General features: G+C 66.6%; 13 protein-coding genes. 7 read left to right on the top strand and 6 right to left on the bottom strand.

Features of this window, described 5'->3' with window-relative positions:
• Positions 1–18: 18 nt before the first annotated feature.
• Entirely contained in the window at positions 19–747 is a 729-nt protein-coding gene (locus tag BP26_RS0107875; RefSeq protein WP_036516305.1) for a Crp/Fnr family transcriptional regulator, read from the bottom strand.
• A gap of 182 nt (positions 748–929) precedes the next feature.
• Between BP26_RS0107875 and BP26_RS29310 the strand changes: the two genes are divergently transcribed.
• The 7 genes from BP26_RS29310 to gnd all read left to right on the top strand — a co-directional run bounded on the left by BP26_RS29310 (position 930) and on the right by gnd (position 7,902).
• The gene (locus BP26_RS29310; RefSeq protein WP_157572414.1) at positions 930–1,076 is read left to right on the top strand and encodes a lmo0937 family membrane protein; all 147 of its coding nucleotides are present in this window, start codon (positions 930–932) and stop codon (positions 1,074–1,076) included.
• A gap of 139 nt (positions 1,077–1,215) precedes the next feature.
• The gene (locus tag BP26_RS0107865; RefSeq protein ID WP_029920029.1) at positions 1,216–1,602 is read left to right on the top strand and encodes a DUF4398 domain-containing protein; all 387 of its coding nucleotides are present in this window, start codon (positions 1,216–1,218) and stop codon (positions 1,600–1,602) included.
• Positions 1,603–1,604: 2 nt separating this feature from the next.
• Complete coding sequence (locus BP26_RS0107860) at positions 1,605–2,429, top strand: OmpA family protein (RefSeq protein WP_084182904.1); 825 nt, start codon at positions 1,605–1,607, stop codon at positions 2,427–2,429.
• A 64-nt stretch (positions 2,430–2,493) separates the two neighbouring features.
• Complete coding sequence (locus BP26_RS0107855) at positions 2,494–3,114, top strand: BON domain-containing protein (RefSeq protein ID WP_084182903.1); 621 nt, start codon at positions 2,494–2,496, stop codon at positions 3,112–3,114.
• 172 nt (positions 3,115–3,286) lie between these two features.
• Positions 3,287–5,656: a phosphoketolase family protein gene (locus tag BP26_RS0107850; RefSeq protein WP_029920026.1), complete on the top strand. Its 2,370-nt coding sequence runs from the start codon at positions 3,287–3,289 to the stop codon at positions 5,654–5,656.
• A gap of 2 nt (positions 5,657–5,658) precedes the next feature.
• A complete protein-coding gene (locus tag BP26_RS0107845; protein WP_029920025.1) occupies positions 5,659–6,846 on the top strand; it encodes an acetate/propionate family kinase in 1,188 nt (395 codons plus the stop codon).
• Between the two features lie 150 nt (positions 6,847–6,996).
• Positions 6,997–7,902, top strand: coding sequence for a phosphogluconate dehydrogenase (NAD(+)-dependent, decarboxylating) (gene gnd / locus BP26_RS0107840; protein ID WP_029920024.1), 906 nt, complete (start codon positions 6,997–6,999; stop codon positions 7,900–7,902).
• Positions 7,903–7,970: 68 nt separating this feature from the next.
• On the opposite strand, the gene tkt is transcribed toward gnd, so the two are convergent.
• Genes tkt through zwf form a run of 5 tightly spaced genes read right to left on the bottom strand, consistent with a single transcriptional unit; the run spans position 7,971 to position 14,957 of the window.
• A complete protein-coding gene (gene tkt / locus BP26_RS0107835) occupies positions 7,971–10,019 on the bottom strand; it encodes a transketolase (RefSeq protein WP_029920023.1) in 2,049 nt (682 codons plus the stop codon).
• Positions 10,020–10,049: 30 nt separating this feature from the next.
• Positions 10,050–11,720, bottom strand: a complete 1,671-nt coding sequence (gene pgi / locus BP26_RS0107830; RefSeq protein ID WP_029920022.1) for a glucose-6-phosphate isomerase — start codon at positions 11,718–11,720, stop codon at positions 10,050–10,052.
• Positions 11,717–12,820 (bottom strand): transaldolase, encoded by a 1,104-nt coding sequence (gene tal / locus BP26_RS0107825; RefSeq protein ID WP_029920021.1) that lies wholly within the window; start codon positions 12,818–12,820, stop codon positions 11,717–11,719. Before tal ends, pgi begins: the two co-directional genes overlap by 4 nt.
• Positions 12,817–13,554, bottom strand: coding sequence for an HAD family hydrolase (locus tag BP26_RS0107820; protein WP_036516289.1), 738 nt, complete (start codon positions 13,552–13,554; stop codon positions 12,817–12,819). Before BP26_RS0107820 ends, tal begins: the two co-directional genes overlap by 4 nt.
• An 11-nt stretch (positions 13,555–13,565) precedes the next feature.
• Positions 13,566–14,957, bottom strand: a complete 1,392-nt coding sequence (gene zwf, locus BP26_RS0107815; protein ID WP_029920019.1) for a glucose-6-phosphate dehydrogenase — start codon at positions 14,955–14,957, stop codon at positions 13,566–13,568.
• Positions 14,958–15,013: the final 56 nt, after the last annotated feature.

The raw sequence follows: 15,013 nt of genomic DNA, 5'->3' as shown, positions 1-15,013 counted from the left end.
CGGTGCACGGCCCCCTGGTCAAGCTCGGGTTCGGGCTGGAACGTAGTGCAGCAGGCGGTCGGTTTCCTTCTTGACCACGGCGTAGCACTCACAGCTCAGCTGCTCCAGCTTGGGGCGGTCGAGCACGGTGATCTTGCCGCGGCTGTATTCGATCACGCCGAGCTTCTGCAGCTTGCCGGCGGCGTCGGTGACGCCTTCGCGGCGCACGCCGAGCATATTGGCGATCAGTTCCTGCGTCATGACCAGGTGGTTGTCCTGCAGGCGGTCGAGCGAGAGCAGCAGCCAGCGGCATAGCTGCTGATCGATGGAATGGTGCCGGTTGCACACGGCCGTCTGCGCCATCTGGGTGATCAGGGACTGGGTGTAGCGCAGCATCAGCAGCAGCAACTCGCCGTGGCGGTTGAATTCGTCCTTGAGCCGCTGGCCCAGCATCTGGTAGGCATGGCCGGCGCTTTGCACCACGGCGCGGCTGGGGGTGGTTTCGCCGCCCATGAACAGGGCCACGCCGATCAGGCCCTCGTTGCCGACCACCGAGATTTCCGCCGACGCGCCGTTTTCCATGACATAGAGCATGGAAACGATGCAGTCGGTGGGGAAGTAGACGTGGCGCAGGGTATCGCCGGATTCGTACAGCACCTTGCCCAGGGGCAGCGACACCAGTTCCAGGTGCGGCAGCAGGCGCGCCATCACTTCGGCCGGCAGGGCGGCCAGGAGGTGGTTTTGTTGCGGTCTGGGAGTTTCGGACATGGCGGCCACCATTCGCGCGAGAGCGACGGGTATGAGATTCCGTTCGGCTTAGCATAGTCCAATCCGGCGTCCGCTGTGTTCGATTGCGCACGGATGAAGGCGATCCCGGCATGGAAAGATGCGCCGCCGCATCCAAGCCAAGAGATTGCAGCGCGTTGCCGCACAACCACCGGAGACATCCCATGCTCGAAACAATCGCCGTCATCCTGATCATTCTCTGGGCCCTGGGAATGCTGACTTCCTTTTCGATGGGCGGCTTCATCCATGTGTTGCTGGTGATCGCCATCATCGTCGTGCTGATCCGCGTCATCCAGGGCAGAAGGCTCTAACCGTGGCCGCCGGCAGCCTATGTGCGCTGACAGACGGACCCGGACATGCCATTCGCGTAAACCTTGCGCTACGAGAAACCCGCAGCGGCCCGGTGCGGTTTCGCCGCCCAGGTTCGCCAATCAGTTCAAAGGTCACCATATGAAAACAGGCATCCATTTGCACCGCTTCCTGCTCGCCGGAGGAGCGCTCGCGCTGGCTGCCTGCGCCGCCGCGCCGCAGCCTCCTTCCGACGCCATGCAGGCGGCTGAAATCGCCATCACCGACGCGGACAACGATCACGCCGCCGATGCGGCGCCGCTGGAAATGCGCACCGCGCATGAAAAGCTCACCGCGGCGCGCGCCGATGTGGCGAAGGGCGATGAGCCGAGCATGGCGCAGGCGCGGCAGCTTGCCGATGAGGCCCGTGTCGATGCCCAGCTGGCTTCGTCGCGCTCGCGCCTGGCCAAGGCCGAGGCGGTCAACCAGGAGCTGCAGAAGAACAGCAATACCTTGCGTCAGGAAACACAACGCGGTTCGGGGAGTTGAGCATGAACAAGATCACCAGCGTCATCCGGGCCACCCTGTCCGGCGCCTCAATCGGCACCGCCGGACTGCTGCTGGCCGCCTGCGCGGCCGATGTGGTCAAGGATCCGGGCGCCGCCAAGGCGCGTGCCGACCTGACCGAACTGCAATCCGACCCGCGCCTGGCGAATCTCGCCCCGCTGGCCATCCATGACGCCGACACGGCGGTGCAGGCGGCGGAGCAGCCGCAGACCGATCCGGCGGTGGAGACGCATCTGGTCTACATGGCCGATCACAGCGTACGGATCGCCCGGGCCCAGGCCCAGACCAAGTTCGCCGAGGATCAGCGCAAGATGCTGAGCGAGCAGAACGGTAAGATCCAGCTCGATGCGCGCACCCGCGAAGCGGATAACGCCAAGGCGCAGACCGAGGCGCAGAAGCAGAAGAACGACGAACTGCAGGCGCAGCTGGCGGCGATGCAGGCGAAGAAGACCGATCGCGGCATGGTGCTGACCCTGGGCGACGTGCTGTTCTCCACCGGCCGCGCCGATCTCAAGGCTGGCAGCGTCGCCAATCTCGACCGGCTGGTGGCGTTCCTAGGCCAGTCGCCGGAGCGCACCGTCCGCATCGAAGGCCATACCGACAATCGCGGCGGCCAGAGCCTGAACCAGGCGCTGTCGCAGAAGCGCGCCGATTCGGTTGCCATGTACCTGACCGGGCGCGGTGTCGCCAGCAACCGCGTGACCGCGATCGGTGAAGGCTACGACTCGCCGGTAGCGGACAACACCACGGATGCGGGCCGCCAGGCCAATCGCCGCGTCGAAGTGGTGATCCAGGATCCGCCGCGGTAATACGGCGATCCATCATTTATCCGGATTCAATACCAGGCCCCTCGTGGCCCAGCGGAGAAGCACCATGAATACCCCCATGTTTCGTTCCATCTTCTGCAAAACCCTGATTGCGGCCGGCCTCGCGCTCGGCCTCAACGCCGCCGTCTACGCCGACACCTCCGACGCCCCGCAGCCGCATAGCGACGGCATCGGCGCCGTGGCGACCGACTCGGTGATCACCACCAAGGTGAAGTCGCAGTTCATCGACGATGGCCGTCTGAAGAAGTCGGACATCAGCGTCACCACCACCAACGGCGTGGTCACCCTGACGGGCACCGCGGCCAGCACGGCCGCCAAGTCCGCCGCCGAAAGCATCGCCCGCGGTGTCAGCGGCGTGAAGAGCGTCGACGACCAGCTCAAGGCGCCTTCCACGGCCGATGTTGCCGCCGGCAAGATGGACAAGGCGGCGACCGCTACCAGGAAAGCCGTGTCCGACAGCTGGATCACCACCAAGGTGAAGTCCGAGATCCTGGCGGACAGCGTCAGCAAGGGTTTCAAAGTGGGCGTGAAAACCGTGCACGGAGTGGTGGTGCTGAAAGGCAGCCTGGGCAATCAGGATGCGATCGACCATGTCAAGGATCTCGCTTCGCAGGTGAACGGCGTCAAGAGCGTGAATACGTCCGCTCTGGTCGTCGGCAGCACCTGATCCGGTCTGCCGGCCAGGAATGGCCGGCGTATCGATCAAGGATGATCGCAGCCGCACCGTGAGGTGCGGCTTTTTTTGGTTTACGCTAGGAGGCGCGAATCCACTCCGATGCCGGAGAAACTTATCGTGCCTACGGTTGCCTGATTAGGCCCAGCAGTGTCCGGAGACCCCGATGTCCAATGCCCTGTCGCCCGATCTCCTGCGGAAGATCCATGCCTATTGGCGTGCGGCGAATTATCTGTCGATCGGCCAGATCTACCTGCGGGACAACCCCCTGCTCGAAGAGCCGCTCAAGCTGGAGCACATCAAGCCGCGCCTGCTGGGGCATTGGGGCACCACGCCTGGCCTGAATCTGCTTTATGTACATCTCAACCGGCTGATCAAGGATCATGATCTGAACATGATCTATGTCGCCGGTCCTGGTCACGGCGGCCCGGGCCTGGTGGCGCAGACCTACCTGGAGGGCTCGTACACGGAGCGTTACCCCGCGATCGAGCGCAGCCGCAGCGGGTTGCGCCGGTTGTTCCGCCAATTCTCCTGGCCCTACGGCATTCCCAGCCACGTGGCGCCGGAAACGCCGGGCTCGATCCATGAGGGCGGGGAGCTGGGCTATTCGCTGGCGCATGCCTATGGCGCGGCGTTCGACAATCCGGAGCTGATCGTGGCCTGCGTGGTCGGTGATGGCGAGGCGGAGACCGGTGCCTTGGCCGCCAGCTGGCATTCCAACAAGTTCCTCAACCCGGCGCGTGATGGCGCGGTGTTGCCGATCCTGCATCTCAATGGTTTCAAGATCGCCAACCCGACCCTGCTGGCGCGCATCGGCCGCGAGGAGCTGACCGATCTGATGCGCGGCTACGGCTACGATCCGTATTTCGTCGAGGGCGCCGATCCCGAACGCGTGCACCAGAGCCTGGCCGGGACGCTGGATACGATCCTGGCGCGGATCCGTGAGATACAGGCCGCCGCGCGCGCGCAGGACGATGCGAGGGATGTGCTGCGTCCGCGCTGGCCGATGATCGTGCTGCGCACCCCCAAGGGATGGACAGGGCCGAAAGTGGTCGACGGCAAGCCGGTGGAAGGCACCTGGCGCGCGCACCAGGTGCCGCTGACGGATTTCAAGAAGCCGGGACACTTGCAGCAGCTCGAGCAATGGATGCGCAGCTACAAGCCGGAAGAGCTGTTCGACGCGCACGGCAAGTTCCACGAGGAGTTCGCCGCGCTGGCGCCGACCGGCCACCGGCGCATGGGCTCCAATCCGCATGCCAATGGCGGCGAGTTGCTGCAACCGCTGGCGATGCCGCATTTCCATGATTACGCCGTGGCGGTAGCCACACCCGGCAGCGTCGAGGCGGAATCGACGCGGGTGCTGGGCGGCTTCCTGCGCGATGTGATGAAGCTGAACCAGGAATCGCGGAATTTCCGGCTGTTCGGGCCGGACGAGACGGCGTCCAACCGGCTGGAGGCGGTGTTCGAAGTCACCGGCAAGGAATGGATGGCGGAGGTCGAGGAGGTCGACGTCGACCTCAGCACCGACGGCCGCGTCATGGAGGTGCTGAGCGAGCACCTGTGCGAGGGTTGGCTGGAGGGCTACCTGCTCACCGGGCGCCACGGCCTGTTCTCGTGTTACGAAGCCTTCATCCACATCATCGATTCGATGCTCAACCAGCATGCGAAATGGCTGAAGGTGACCCGCGACATCCCCTGGCGCAAGCCCATCGCCTCGCTCAACTACCTGCTCACTTCGCATGTGTGGCGGCAGGATCACAACGGCTTCTCGCACCAGGATCCGGGCTTCATCGACCATGTCGCCAACAAGAAGGCCGACCTGGTGCGCATCTACCTGCCGCCGGATGCGAACTGCCTGCTGTCGGTGGCAGATCACTGCCTGCGCAGCCGCAACTACATCAACGTCATCGTCGCCGGCAAGCAGCCGGAATGGCAGTGGCTGGACATGGATGCGGCGGTTCGCCACTGCTCGGTCGGTGCCGGCATCTGGCACTGGGCCAGCGACGAGGGCGAGCCGGACGTGGTGATGGCCTGCGCCGGCGATGTGCCGACGCTGGAGACGCTGGCCGCGGTGACCCTGCTGCGCACATATGTTCCGGACATCCGCATCCGCGTGGTCAACGTGGTGGACCTGATGGTGCTGCAGCCGCAGTCCGAGCATCCGCATGGACTGGAGGCGCGGGATTTCGACGCGCTGTTCACCGCCGACAAGCCGGTGATCTTCGCCTACCACGGCTATCCGCCGATCGTCCACAAGCTGACCTACCGGCGGAACAATCACGACAACATCCACGTGCGCGGCTACAAGGAGGAGGGCACCACCACCACGCCGTTCGACATGGTGGTGCTGAACAACCTCGACCGCTACCAGCTTGCCTTCGATGCCATCCGGCGCATCCCGCGCTTGGCGGACCAGGTGAAAAAGGCGGAGGCGCGGTACTGGGAAACCATCCAGCGCCATCGGCTCTATATCAGCGAACATGGCGAGGACATGCCGGAGGTTCGCGACTGGCGCTGGATCCCGCGGGCGAAGTAGTCATGACGCATGCCGCCGCGGCTCACGTACTGGCGCTGAACAGCGGCTCGTCTTCGCTCAAGTTCGGTTTGTACCGCGTCGGCGCGGAAAAGGCCGAACTGCTGCTCGACGGCGAGGCCGAGTCGATCGGCGACGGCCCGGGCAAATTCCGCGCACAGGATTCACAGGGGAGGGAATTGCTGGCCGAAACGGCATCCATCCCCAGCCAGCAGGACGCGATCAAGCGGATCGGCCAGTTGCTTGCCGACAGGAAGGCGCCGGCGCCGGAGGTGATCGGGCATCGGGTGGTGCATGGCGGCCCGGAGCTGCGGCTGCACTGCGTCATCGACGATGCTGTCCTCAAACAGCTTGAAGCGGCTACCGCCTTTGCGCCGCTGCACGTGCCGCCGGCGCTCAAGGTCATCCGCTTTGCGCAGCAGCACTTTCCCGGCGTGCCGCAGGTGGCGTGTTTCGACACGGTGTTCCACGCCGAGTTGCCGGATGTGGCCCGCGTCCTGCCGCTGCCGAAGGCGCTGCGGGCCGAAGGCGTGCAGCGCTATGGCTTTCACGGCTTGTCCTGCGAGTCGATCGTGCGCCAGCTGGTGGACGCGCTGCCCGAGCGGCTGGTGATCGCCCACCTGGGCAACGGCGCCAGTATCAGCGCGGTCCGCAATGGCCGGTCCGTCGATACCAGCATGGGCATGACGCCGAGCGGCGGGGTGGTCATGGGCACACGCAGCGGCGATCTCGACCCCGGGGTGCTGATTTACCTCGCGCGCGAAAAGAAGCTCGATGCCGGCATGCTGGAGGACCTGGTCGATCGCCGCTCCGGCCTGTTGGGCATCTCCGGCGTCGGCAGCGATATGCGCCGGCTGCACGAAGCGGCGGTGTCGAACGCGGATGCGCGGCTGGCCATCGACCTGTTCTGCTATTCGGTGCGCAAGCAGATCGCGGGCATGGTGGCCGCGCTGGATGGCATCGATCTGCTGGTCTTTACCGGCGGCATCGGGGAACACGACGCGGCAGTGCGTGCGGCGATCTGCGGCGGCCTGTCCTGCGTCGGCGTGGAAATCGATGCCGCCCGCAATCGCACGGGCGGCGATCCGCTCAGCGCCGCGGCGTCGCGCTGCATGGTGCGGGTGTTGCCTTCGCAGGAGGACGAACAGATCGCGCGGCATGCCTGGGCCCTGCTGCGTCGGCGATCATCCTGATTGCGGGTCGAAACACGGGCCGCTTGCCCCTGTGTAACGATGGGTGCAGGCTTTGAACCACGCTGTTCGTCACCGGTCTTAGCTGGTATCGCGCCGGGGCTTCGAGCCCGAACAGCAGGCGCACCGTTCACCCAATCAGGAGCAGCAAGCATGGAACTCGGCATGATCGGCTTGGGGCGCATGGGCGCCAACATGGCGCAGCGACTGGTGCAGGGCAAGCATCGCGTGGTGGGCTACGACCCGGACCAGGCAGTGCGCAAGAACGTCGAGAGCAAGGGCATCGAGCCGGTGGCTGCGCTCGATGCGCTGGTGGGCAAGCTGAAGGCGCCACGCGTGCTGTGGCTGATGGTCCCCGCCGGCGAGGTGGTGGACCAGACCATCGAGGCCCTGCTGCCGCATCTGGCGCCGGGCGATACATTGATCGACGGTGGCAACTCCAACTTCAAGGACACGCAGCGCCGCGCCAAGGCGCTGGCGGAGAAGCGGATTGCCTACGTCGACTGCGGCACCAGCGGCGGTGTGTGGGGGCTGACCGAAGGCTACAGCATGATGGTCGGCGGCGACGAGGCGGTGGTGGAGAAACTGCGGCCGATCTTCGAGACGCTGGCGCCGGCGAAGGACCAGGGCTGGGGGCGCGTCGGCCCGGCCGGCTCCGGCCACTACACCAAGATGATTCACAACGGCATCGAGTACGGCATGATGCAGGCCTATGCCGAGGGCTTCTCCATCCTCAAGCACAAGGCGGAGTTCGGGCTGGACCTGCACCAGGTGGCCGAAATCTGGCGCACCGGCAGCGTGGTGCGCTCCTGGTTGCTGGACCTGACCGCCGATGCGCTGGGCAAGAATCCGGCGATGAAGGGCATTGCGCCCTACGTGGTGGATTCGGGCGAGGGGCGCTGGACGGTGGACGAGGCGATCGCCCTCGACGTACCGGCGCCGGTGATCACGCTGTCGCTGATCGAACGGCTCCGTTCGCGCGACACGGAATCGTTCTCGGACAAACTGTTGTCGGCGATGCGCAACGAATTCGGCGGGCACGCCATCAAGTCGGAGTAATTGTCGCCGGATGCCGGGGCCGCTGACGAAGAGCTTTCGTCAGCGGCCTTTCTGTTCCGGCTTCCTTCCTACCGATACGCCGCCGCCGCCAGCGCCAGCAGCCCCTTGGCCCGCGCGCAGACGTGTTCGACGGTGAAGCCGTATTCGCGCAGCAGCACCTCGGCCGGGGCCGAGGCGCCGAAGGTTTCCACGCCGAGCATGTCGCCGCGGTCGCCGATGTAGCGTTCCCAGCCTTGCCGCACGCCCAGCTCCACCGCCAGCCGCGCGGTGACGGCGGTCGGCAGCACGGCTTCGCGCTCGGCCTCGGGCAGGTTTTCGAACAGCTCCCAACTCGGCATCGATACGCAGCGCACGGCGATGCCTTCCTGCTTCAGCTGCTCGGCGGCGCCCAGGATCAGGCTGACTTCGGAGCCGCTGGCGATGAGGATCAGATCGGGCTTGCCGTTCGGCGCGTCGCTGAGGATGTAGGCGCCGCGGCGCAATCCATCCGCCGCGGCGTAGCGCTTGCGGTCGAGGGTCGGCAGTTCCTGGCGGCTCAGGATCAGCGCCACGGGGCGGTCGCGCGTTTCCAGGGCGACGCGCCAGGCCACGGCGGTTTCGTTGGCGTCGGCGGGGCGGATCACCAGCAGGTTCGGGACCGAGCGCAGGCCGGCGAGTTGCTCCACCGGCTGGTGGGTGGGGCCGTCCTCGCCCAGCGCCAGGCTGTCGTGGGTGTAGACGTGGATCACGTGCAGCTGCATCAGCGCGGCGAGCCGGATCGGCGGGCGCATGTAGTCGGAGAAGATCAGGAAGGTGGCGTCGTAAGGTACGAAGCCGCCGTGCGCGGCGAGGCCGTTGACGATGGCGCCCATGGCGTGTTCGCGCACGCCGAAATGGATGTTGCGGCCGGCGTAGCTCCAGGTCTTCTCGGCCGGGTCGGGCGGGTTGAAATCGCCCAGGCCCTTGAGGTCGGTCTTGGTCGAGGGATCGAGGTCGGCGGAGCCGCCGATCAGCGCCGGGAATTTCGGCGCGATGGCGTTGATCACCTTGCCGGCGGCGTCGCGCGAAGCCAGGCCCTTGGCGTCGGCGGGAAAGACCGGGATGTCCGCGTCCCAGCCCTGCGGCGGTTCGTGGCGCCGGCGCGCTTCCAGTTCGGTATGCAGCTCGGGGAAGGCCTTGGCATAGGCGGCGAGGCGCTTGTTCCAGGCCGCCTCGTCCTTCTTGCCGCGCTCGACCGCTTCACGGAAGTGGCTCAGCGCCGCTGCGGGGATGAAGAAGTCGGGTTCCACCGGCCAGTCCAGCTTCTGCTTGGTCAGGCGCACGTCTTCCTTGCCCAGCGGCGAGCCGTGGGCCTTGAAGCTGTCCTGCTTGGGTGAGCCATAGCCGAGGTGGGTACGCACCAGGATCAGCGAGGGGCGTGTCGTCTCTTCGCGTGCCCGGTGCAGGGCCGCGTCGATGGCGGCGAGGTCGTTGCCGTCTTCCAGCAGCTGCGTGTGCCAGCCGTAGGCCTCGAAGCGGCGTGCGCGCTCTTCGGTGAAAGTGATGTTGGCGCCGGCAGCCAGGGTGACTTGGTTATCGTCATAGAGACAGGTCAGCTTGCCCAGTTTGAGGTGGCCGGCCAGGGAAGCGGCCTCCGAGGCCACGCCTTCCATCAGGTCGCCGTCGCTGACCAGGGCGTAGGTATGGTGGTCGATGACGGTATGGTTCGGACGGTTGTAGCGCGCGGCGAGGTGCGCCTCGGCGATGGCCATGCCGATGGCGTTGGCCATGCCCTGGCCCAGCGGCCCGGTGGTGGTCTCCACGCCGGGGGTATGGCCGCGCTCGGGATGGCCCGGCGCCTTGCTGCCCCACTGGCGGAATCGCTTGATGTCGTCCAGCGACAGGTCGTAGCCGGTCAGGTGGAGGAGGCTGTAGAGCAGGGCCGAGCCGTGGCCGGCGGAGAGCACGAAGCGGTCGCGGCCGAACCACTGCGGGTTGTGCGGGTTGTGGCGCAGCCAGCGGGTCCACAGGGTGTAGGCCATCGGCGCGGCGCCGAGCGGCAGTCCCGGGTGGCCGCTGTTGGCCTTCTGCACCATGTCCACCGAGAGGAAGCGGATGGTGTTGACGTACAGCGGTTCCAGTGTATTGGTATCGTTCATGTCCATTCCTTGGCGATTGATGGGCGCTGCCTATGCGCCGCTTGGCCTTAGTTGGCGATAGCGCCGGATCAGTGTATTGGTGGAGCTGTCGTGTCCGAGCTGCGGCTCGTCCCTGGCCGTGAGTTCGGCGGCGGTGCGCGTGGCCAGGGACTTGCCCAGCTCCACGCCCCACTGGTCGAAGGAATCGATGTTCCAGATCACGCCCTGCACGAACACGCTGTGCTCGTACAGCGCCACCAGGGCGCCGAGCGTTTCGGGCGTGAGTTTTTCGGCCAGGATGGTGTTGCTCGGCCGGTTGCCCCCGAAGGTCCGGTGCGGCACCAGGGCCGCCGCGGTGCCCTCGGCACGGACTTCTTCGGCGGTCTTGCCGAAAGCCAGCGCCTCGCTCTGCGCGAACAGGTTGGCCATCAGCAGGTCGTGCTGCCGGCCCAGCGGGTTGAGCGGCTGGCAGAAGCCGATGAAGTCGCAGGGGATCAGGCGCGTGCCCTGGTGGATCAGCTGGTAGAAGGAGTGCTGGCCGTTGGTGCCCGGCTCGCCCCAGTAGATGGCGCCGGTGGCGTAGTCCACCCTGCGGCCGTCGAGGGTGACGTGCTTGCCGTTGCTCTCCATGGTGAGCTGCTGCAGATAGGCCGGGAAGCGCTTGAGGTATTGCTCGTAGGGCAGAACCGCCAGCGTTTCGGCGCCCAGGAAGTTGTTGTTCCATACCGCCAGCAGGCCCAGCAGCACCGGCAGGTTGCGCTCCAGCGGCGCGTTGCGGAAATGCTCGTCCATGGCATGGAAGCCGGCCAGCATGGCGCGGAAATTTTCCGGGCCGATGGCCAGCATGGTGGACAGGCCGATGGCCGAGTCCATCGAATAGCGGCCGCCGACCCAGTCCCAGAAGCCGAACATGTTTTTCGTGTCGATGCCGAACTTGAGCACTTCCTGGTCGTTGGTCGACACGGCGACGAAGTGCTTCGCCACGGCCTTCTCGTCGCCCAGGGCTTCGACGCACCAGCGGCGCGCGGCGTGGGCGTTGGTCAGGGTTTCCAGGGTCGTGAAGGTCTTGGAGCAGATGACGAACAACGTCTCCGCCGCGTCGAGGTCCCGCACCGCCTCGGCGAAGTCGGTGCCGTCGACGTTGGAGACGAAGCGGAACTGCAGGTCGCGCCGGCTGTAGTGGCGCAGCGCCTCGTAGGCCATCACCGGGCCGAGGTCGGAACCGCCGATGCCGATATTGACCACGTTGCGGATCGGCCTGCCGCCGTGGCCGGTCCATTGGCCGCCGCGCACGCGCGCGCAGAACGCCGCCATGTGCTCGAGCACGGCATGCACCTCCCGCGAGACATCCTTGCCGTCGACGCGGACGGGCTCGTCCGCCGGCGCGCGCAGGGCGGTATGCAGCACGGCGCGCCTTTCGGTGACGTTGATGCGCTCGCCGCGGAACATCGCCTCGATGCGTCCGGGCAGGCCGCAGGCCACGGCGAGTTCCCGCAGCAGCCCGAGGGTTTCAGCGGTGATGCGCTGCTTGGAGTAGTCCAGATACAGGCCCGCGGCTTCGGCGGTATAGCGTTCGCCGCGCGAGGATTCGGTGACGAACAGCTCGCGCAGGTGGCGGCCGCCGATCTCGTCATGATGCCGCTGCAGCGCCCGCCACTGCGGCCGCCCGCTGACCAGGGGCGCGGCCTCGGTGAAAGCCGGCCGCGGCAGGTCCGCGTTCATGCGGCGCTCTTGCCGGCACCGGTACCGGCGAGGGCCGAGCTGCTGTCGGCGATGCGCTTGAGCAGTTCCCTCCAGGACTTGACGAAGGATTGGGCGCCCTCGTGTTGCAATTGCAGCGCCAGCGCATCGACGTCGATGCCGGCCTTGGCGAAGCGGGCCAGCATCTCCTCGGCGTCGCCGCCGTCCGGCGCCAGCGCGCCGCGCAACTCGCCGTGATCGGCGTAGGCGCGCAGGGTCTTCTCCGGCATGGTGTTGATGGTATCGGGTGCGGCGAGGCCTTCGACATAGAGCGTGTCGGACGCCTGCGGATCCTTGGTGCCGGTGCTGGCCCACAGCAGGCGTTGCGGCCGCGCGTTGGCCCCGGCGAGCGTGCGCCAACGCGGCGAATCCAGCAGCTCGCGATAGGCGCGGTAGGTGCGCTGGCCGATGGCGAGGCCGAGCTTGTTGCGCAGCTCCGGCGGCGCCTTGTCGGCGATGGCCTTGTCCCAGCGGCTGACGAAGAGCGAGGCGACCGAAGCCACGCGCGGATCGCGCCTGGCGGCGATGCGGCGCTCGATGCCGCGCAGGTAGGCCTCGGCGGCGGCCAGGTACTGCTCGCGTGAGAACAGCAGGGTGACGTTGATCGGGATGCCGTCGAAGATCGCTTCCTCGATCGCGGGGACGCCTTCGGGCGTGCCGGGAATCTTGACGAACAGGTTGGGGCGGCCGGCCTGCTCATGGATCTGCCTGGCGGCGGCGATGGTGCCGGCGGTGTCCTGCGCCAGCAGCGGCGACACTTCCATCGACACCCAGCCGTCGAAGCCGTCGGTGGCGTCGAACATCGGCCGGAACTCGTCGGCGGCGCGGCGCAGGTCTTCCAGCGCCAGCTCCATGAACAGACCCTCGCCGGATTTGCCCGCACGGGCCTTCTCGCGGATGCCCGCGTCGTAGGCATCGCTGTTGCCGATGGCCTCGTCGAAGATGGTCGGATTGGAAGTCAGGCCGGTGAGGGAGAATTCCTGGATGTTCTTGCGCAGGCTGCCGTCGTCGAGCATGCCGCGGGTGATGTTGTCGAGCCACAGGCTCTGGCCGAGGTCGCGCAGCAGGCGGGTCTTGTTCATGTCGATTCCTGGGTGGGTGCCGCAGCGTTCTTCTTGGCACGCTGCGGCGGGGCGGAGGAGAAACTGGAAGGAGCGAGGTCGATCAGCTGGTCGATGCGTTCGATGCACAGGTCGGGCGCGGGGTCGATGACCGTCTCGACGGCGGCCCGGGCGTAGTGGCCCTGGCGCACGAAGACGGTGGTGAGCCGGGGGCCGAGCACCTGCTTCATCGCCGCCAGGATCTGCGGCTTGTCGTCGACCATGACGTAGTGCGCGGCGGGATAGTGCCGCTGCACGGCGTCCAGCGCGCCCTGCTTGTGGATGTAGATCGAGACGCGGCCCGAGACCGCGTCCCAGATGCCGGAACGCTGCACCTTGCGCGGCTGGAACACCACGTCGCCGTCGGACAGGATTGCCGGAGTGCCCAGCGTGGCGAGGTGGGCGATGGCTTCCAGGGCGCGTGGGTACAAGCGCTGCGCGAAGGGATATTCCAGCAGGAAGGCCGACATCTCCAGCAAGGCGGGATGGTCGTCGAGGCCGGCGCGGAAGATTTCCAGGGAGCCGAGGTAGTCGGCGTAGCCGAGTTGCTCGCGCAGCCGTGCGTAGATGGCCCAGTAGTGATCACGCCCGGCGCGGCCGAAATCCTGCTCCAGGCGCGTATCGAGGTCGTCGGCGAAGCGGTCGTTGTCGAGCAGGGTGTTGTCGACATCGAGCAGGAACACGATGCCCTGCGCGTTGCGCGCTGCGGGCGGCATGGGGCCTGCCGCTAGCACGGCGTGGTCTCCTCGGGTTTCGGGTCGTGCCAGCCCTGCGTGCCGCTGATGACGCGGTTGGCCGCCTCCGGGCCCCAGCTGCCGGGCTCGTACTGCTCGGGTGGGGGCACGTCGCCCAGCATCGGATCGATCACCCGCCACGCCGCTTCGACGGCATCGTCACGGGTGAACAGCGAGGTATCGCCCTCGATCGCATCATGCAGCAGGCGCTCGTAGGGTTCCTGGTCGCCGCGCGTCTGGTGGCGGGCGATCAATTCCACCGGCTCGCCGTGCATCTCGTCCCCGGGGCGCTTGACGCGCGCGCCGGTGGAGATCACCACCTCGGGGCTGAGACGGAAGCGGAAATAGTTGGCGGTGGCCGGGCTGATATCGTCGAAGGTCGCGAGCGGCGGGCACTTGAGGCCGATCTTCACTTCGGTGGCGGTGATCGGCAGGTTCTTGCCGGTGCGGATGTAGAAGGGCACACCGGCCCAGCGCCAGGTGTCGATGTGCAGGCGCACCGCGGCGAAGGTCTCGACCTTGGAATCCCCCGCGACGCCCTCTTCTTCGAGATAGCCGCGGAACTGACCGCGCACCGCTTCCTTCGGGTCCAGCGGACGCATGGCGCGGAACAGGCGCAGCTTCTCCGCGCGCATCGCCTCGGCATCGCGCCCGGTGGGCGCATCCATCGCCAGCAGTGCGATCACCTGGAGCAGATGGTTCTGCACCACGTCGCGGATGGCGCCGACTTCCTCATAGAACGCGCCGCGGCCCTGCACGCCGAACTTCTCGGCCATGGTGATCTGGATGTTGTCGACGTAGTGGCGGTTCCAGATCGGATCGAGGAAGGCATTGGCGAAGCGGAAATATTGCAGGTTCTGCACCGCCTCCTTGCCCAGATAGTGGTCGATGCGGAAGATCGCCGATTCGTCGAAGACCTCGTGCAGTTCGCGGTTGAGCGCCTGCGCCGAGGCCAGGTCGCGGCCGAAGGGTTTCTCCACCACCACGCGCGCATTCTTGGCGCAGCCGGCCCTGGCCAGGCCCTGCACCACGGTACCGAACATGCTGGGAGGGATCGCGAGGTAGTGCAGCGGGCGCTGCGCGGCGCCGAGCGCCTTTTTCAGGTGTTCGTAGGTTGCCGCTTCGCTGTAGTCCCCATCGACGTACTGGATCCGCGCCGCGAGCCTGGCGAAGGTCTCCTCGTCGATGTCGCCGTTGTGCTCCAGGCTCTCGTGCACGCGCTGGCGCAGCTTCTCCACACTCCAGCCGGAGCGGCCCATGCCGATCACCGGCATCTCCAGCTCGCCGCGTTTGGTCATCGCCTGCAGGGCGGGAAAGATCTTCTTGTAAGCCAGGTCACCGGTTGCGCCGAAGAATACGAACGCGTCCGAACTGGGTGTGGTCATCTCGATTTCGCCTTATCCGTGGCCGCCCCTGGCGCGCCTGGGCGGCACCACGGGAC

The organism is Nevskia soli DSM 19509, assembly GCF_000711955.1.
Classification (GTDB): domain Bacteria; phylum Pseudomonadota; class Gammaproteobacteria; order Nevskiales; family Nevskiaceae; genus Nevskia; species Nevskia soli.
The sequence above is the reverse complement of the archived record's forward strand: the minus strand, read 5'-3'. Positions and strand labels throughout refer to the sequence as shown.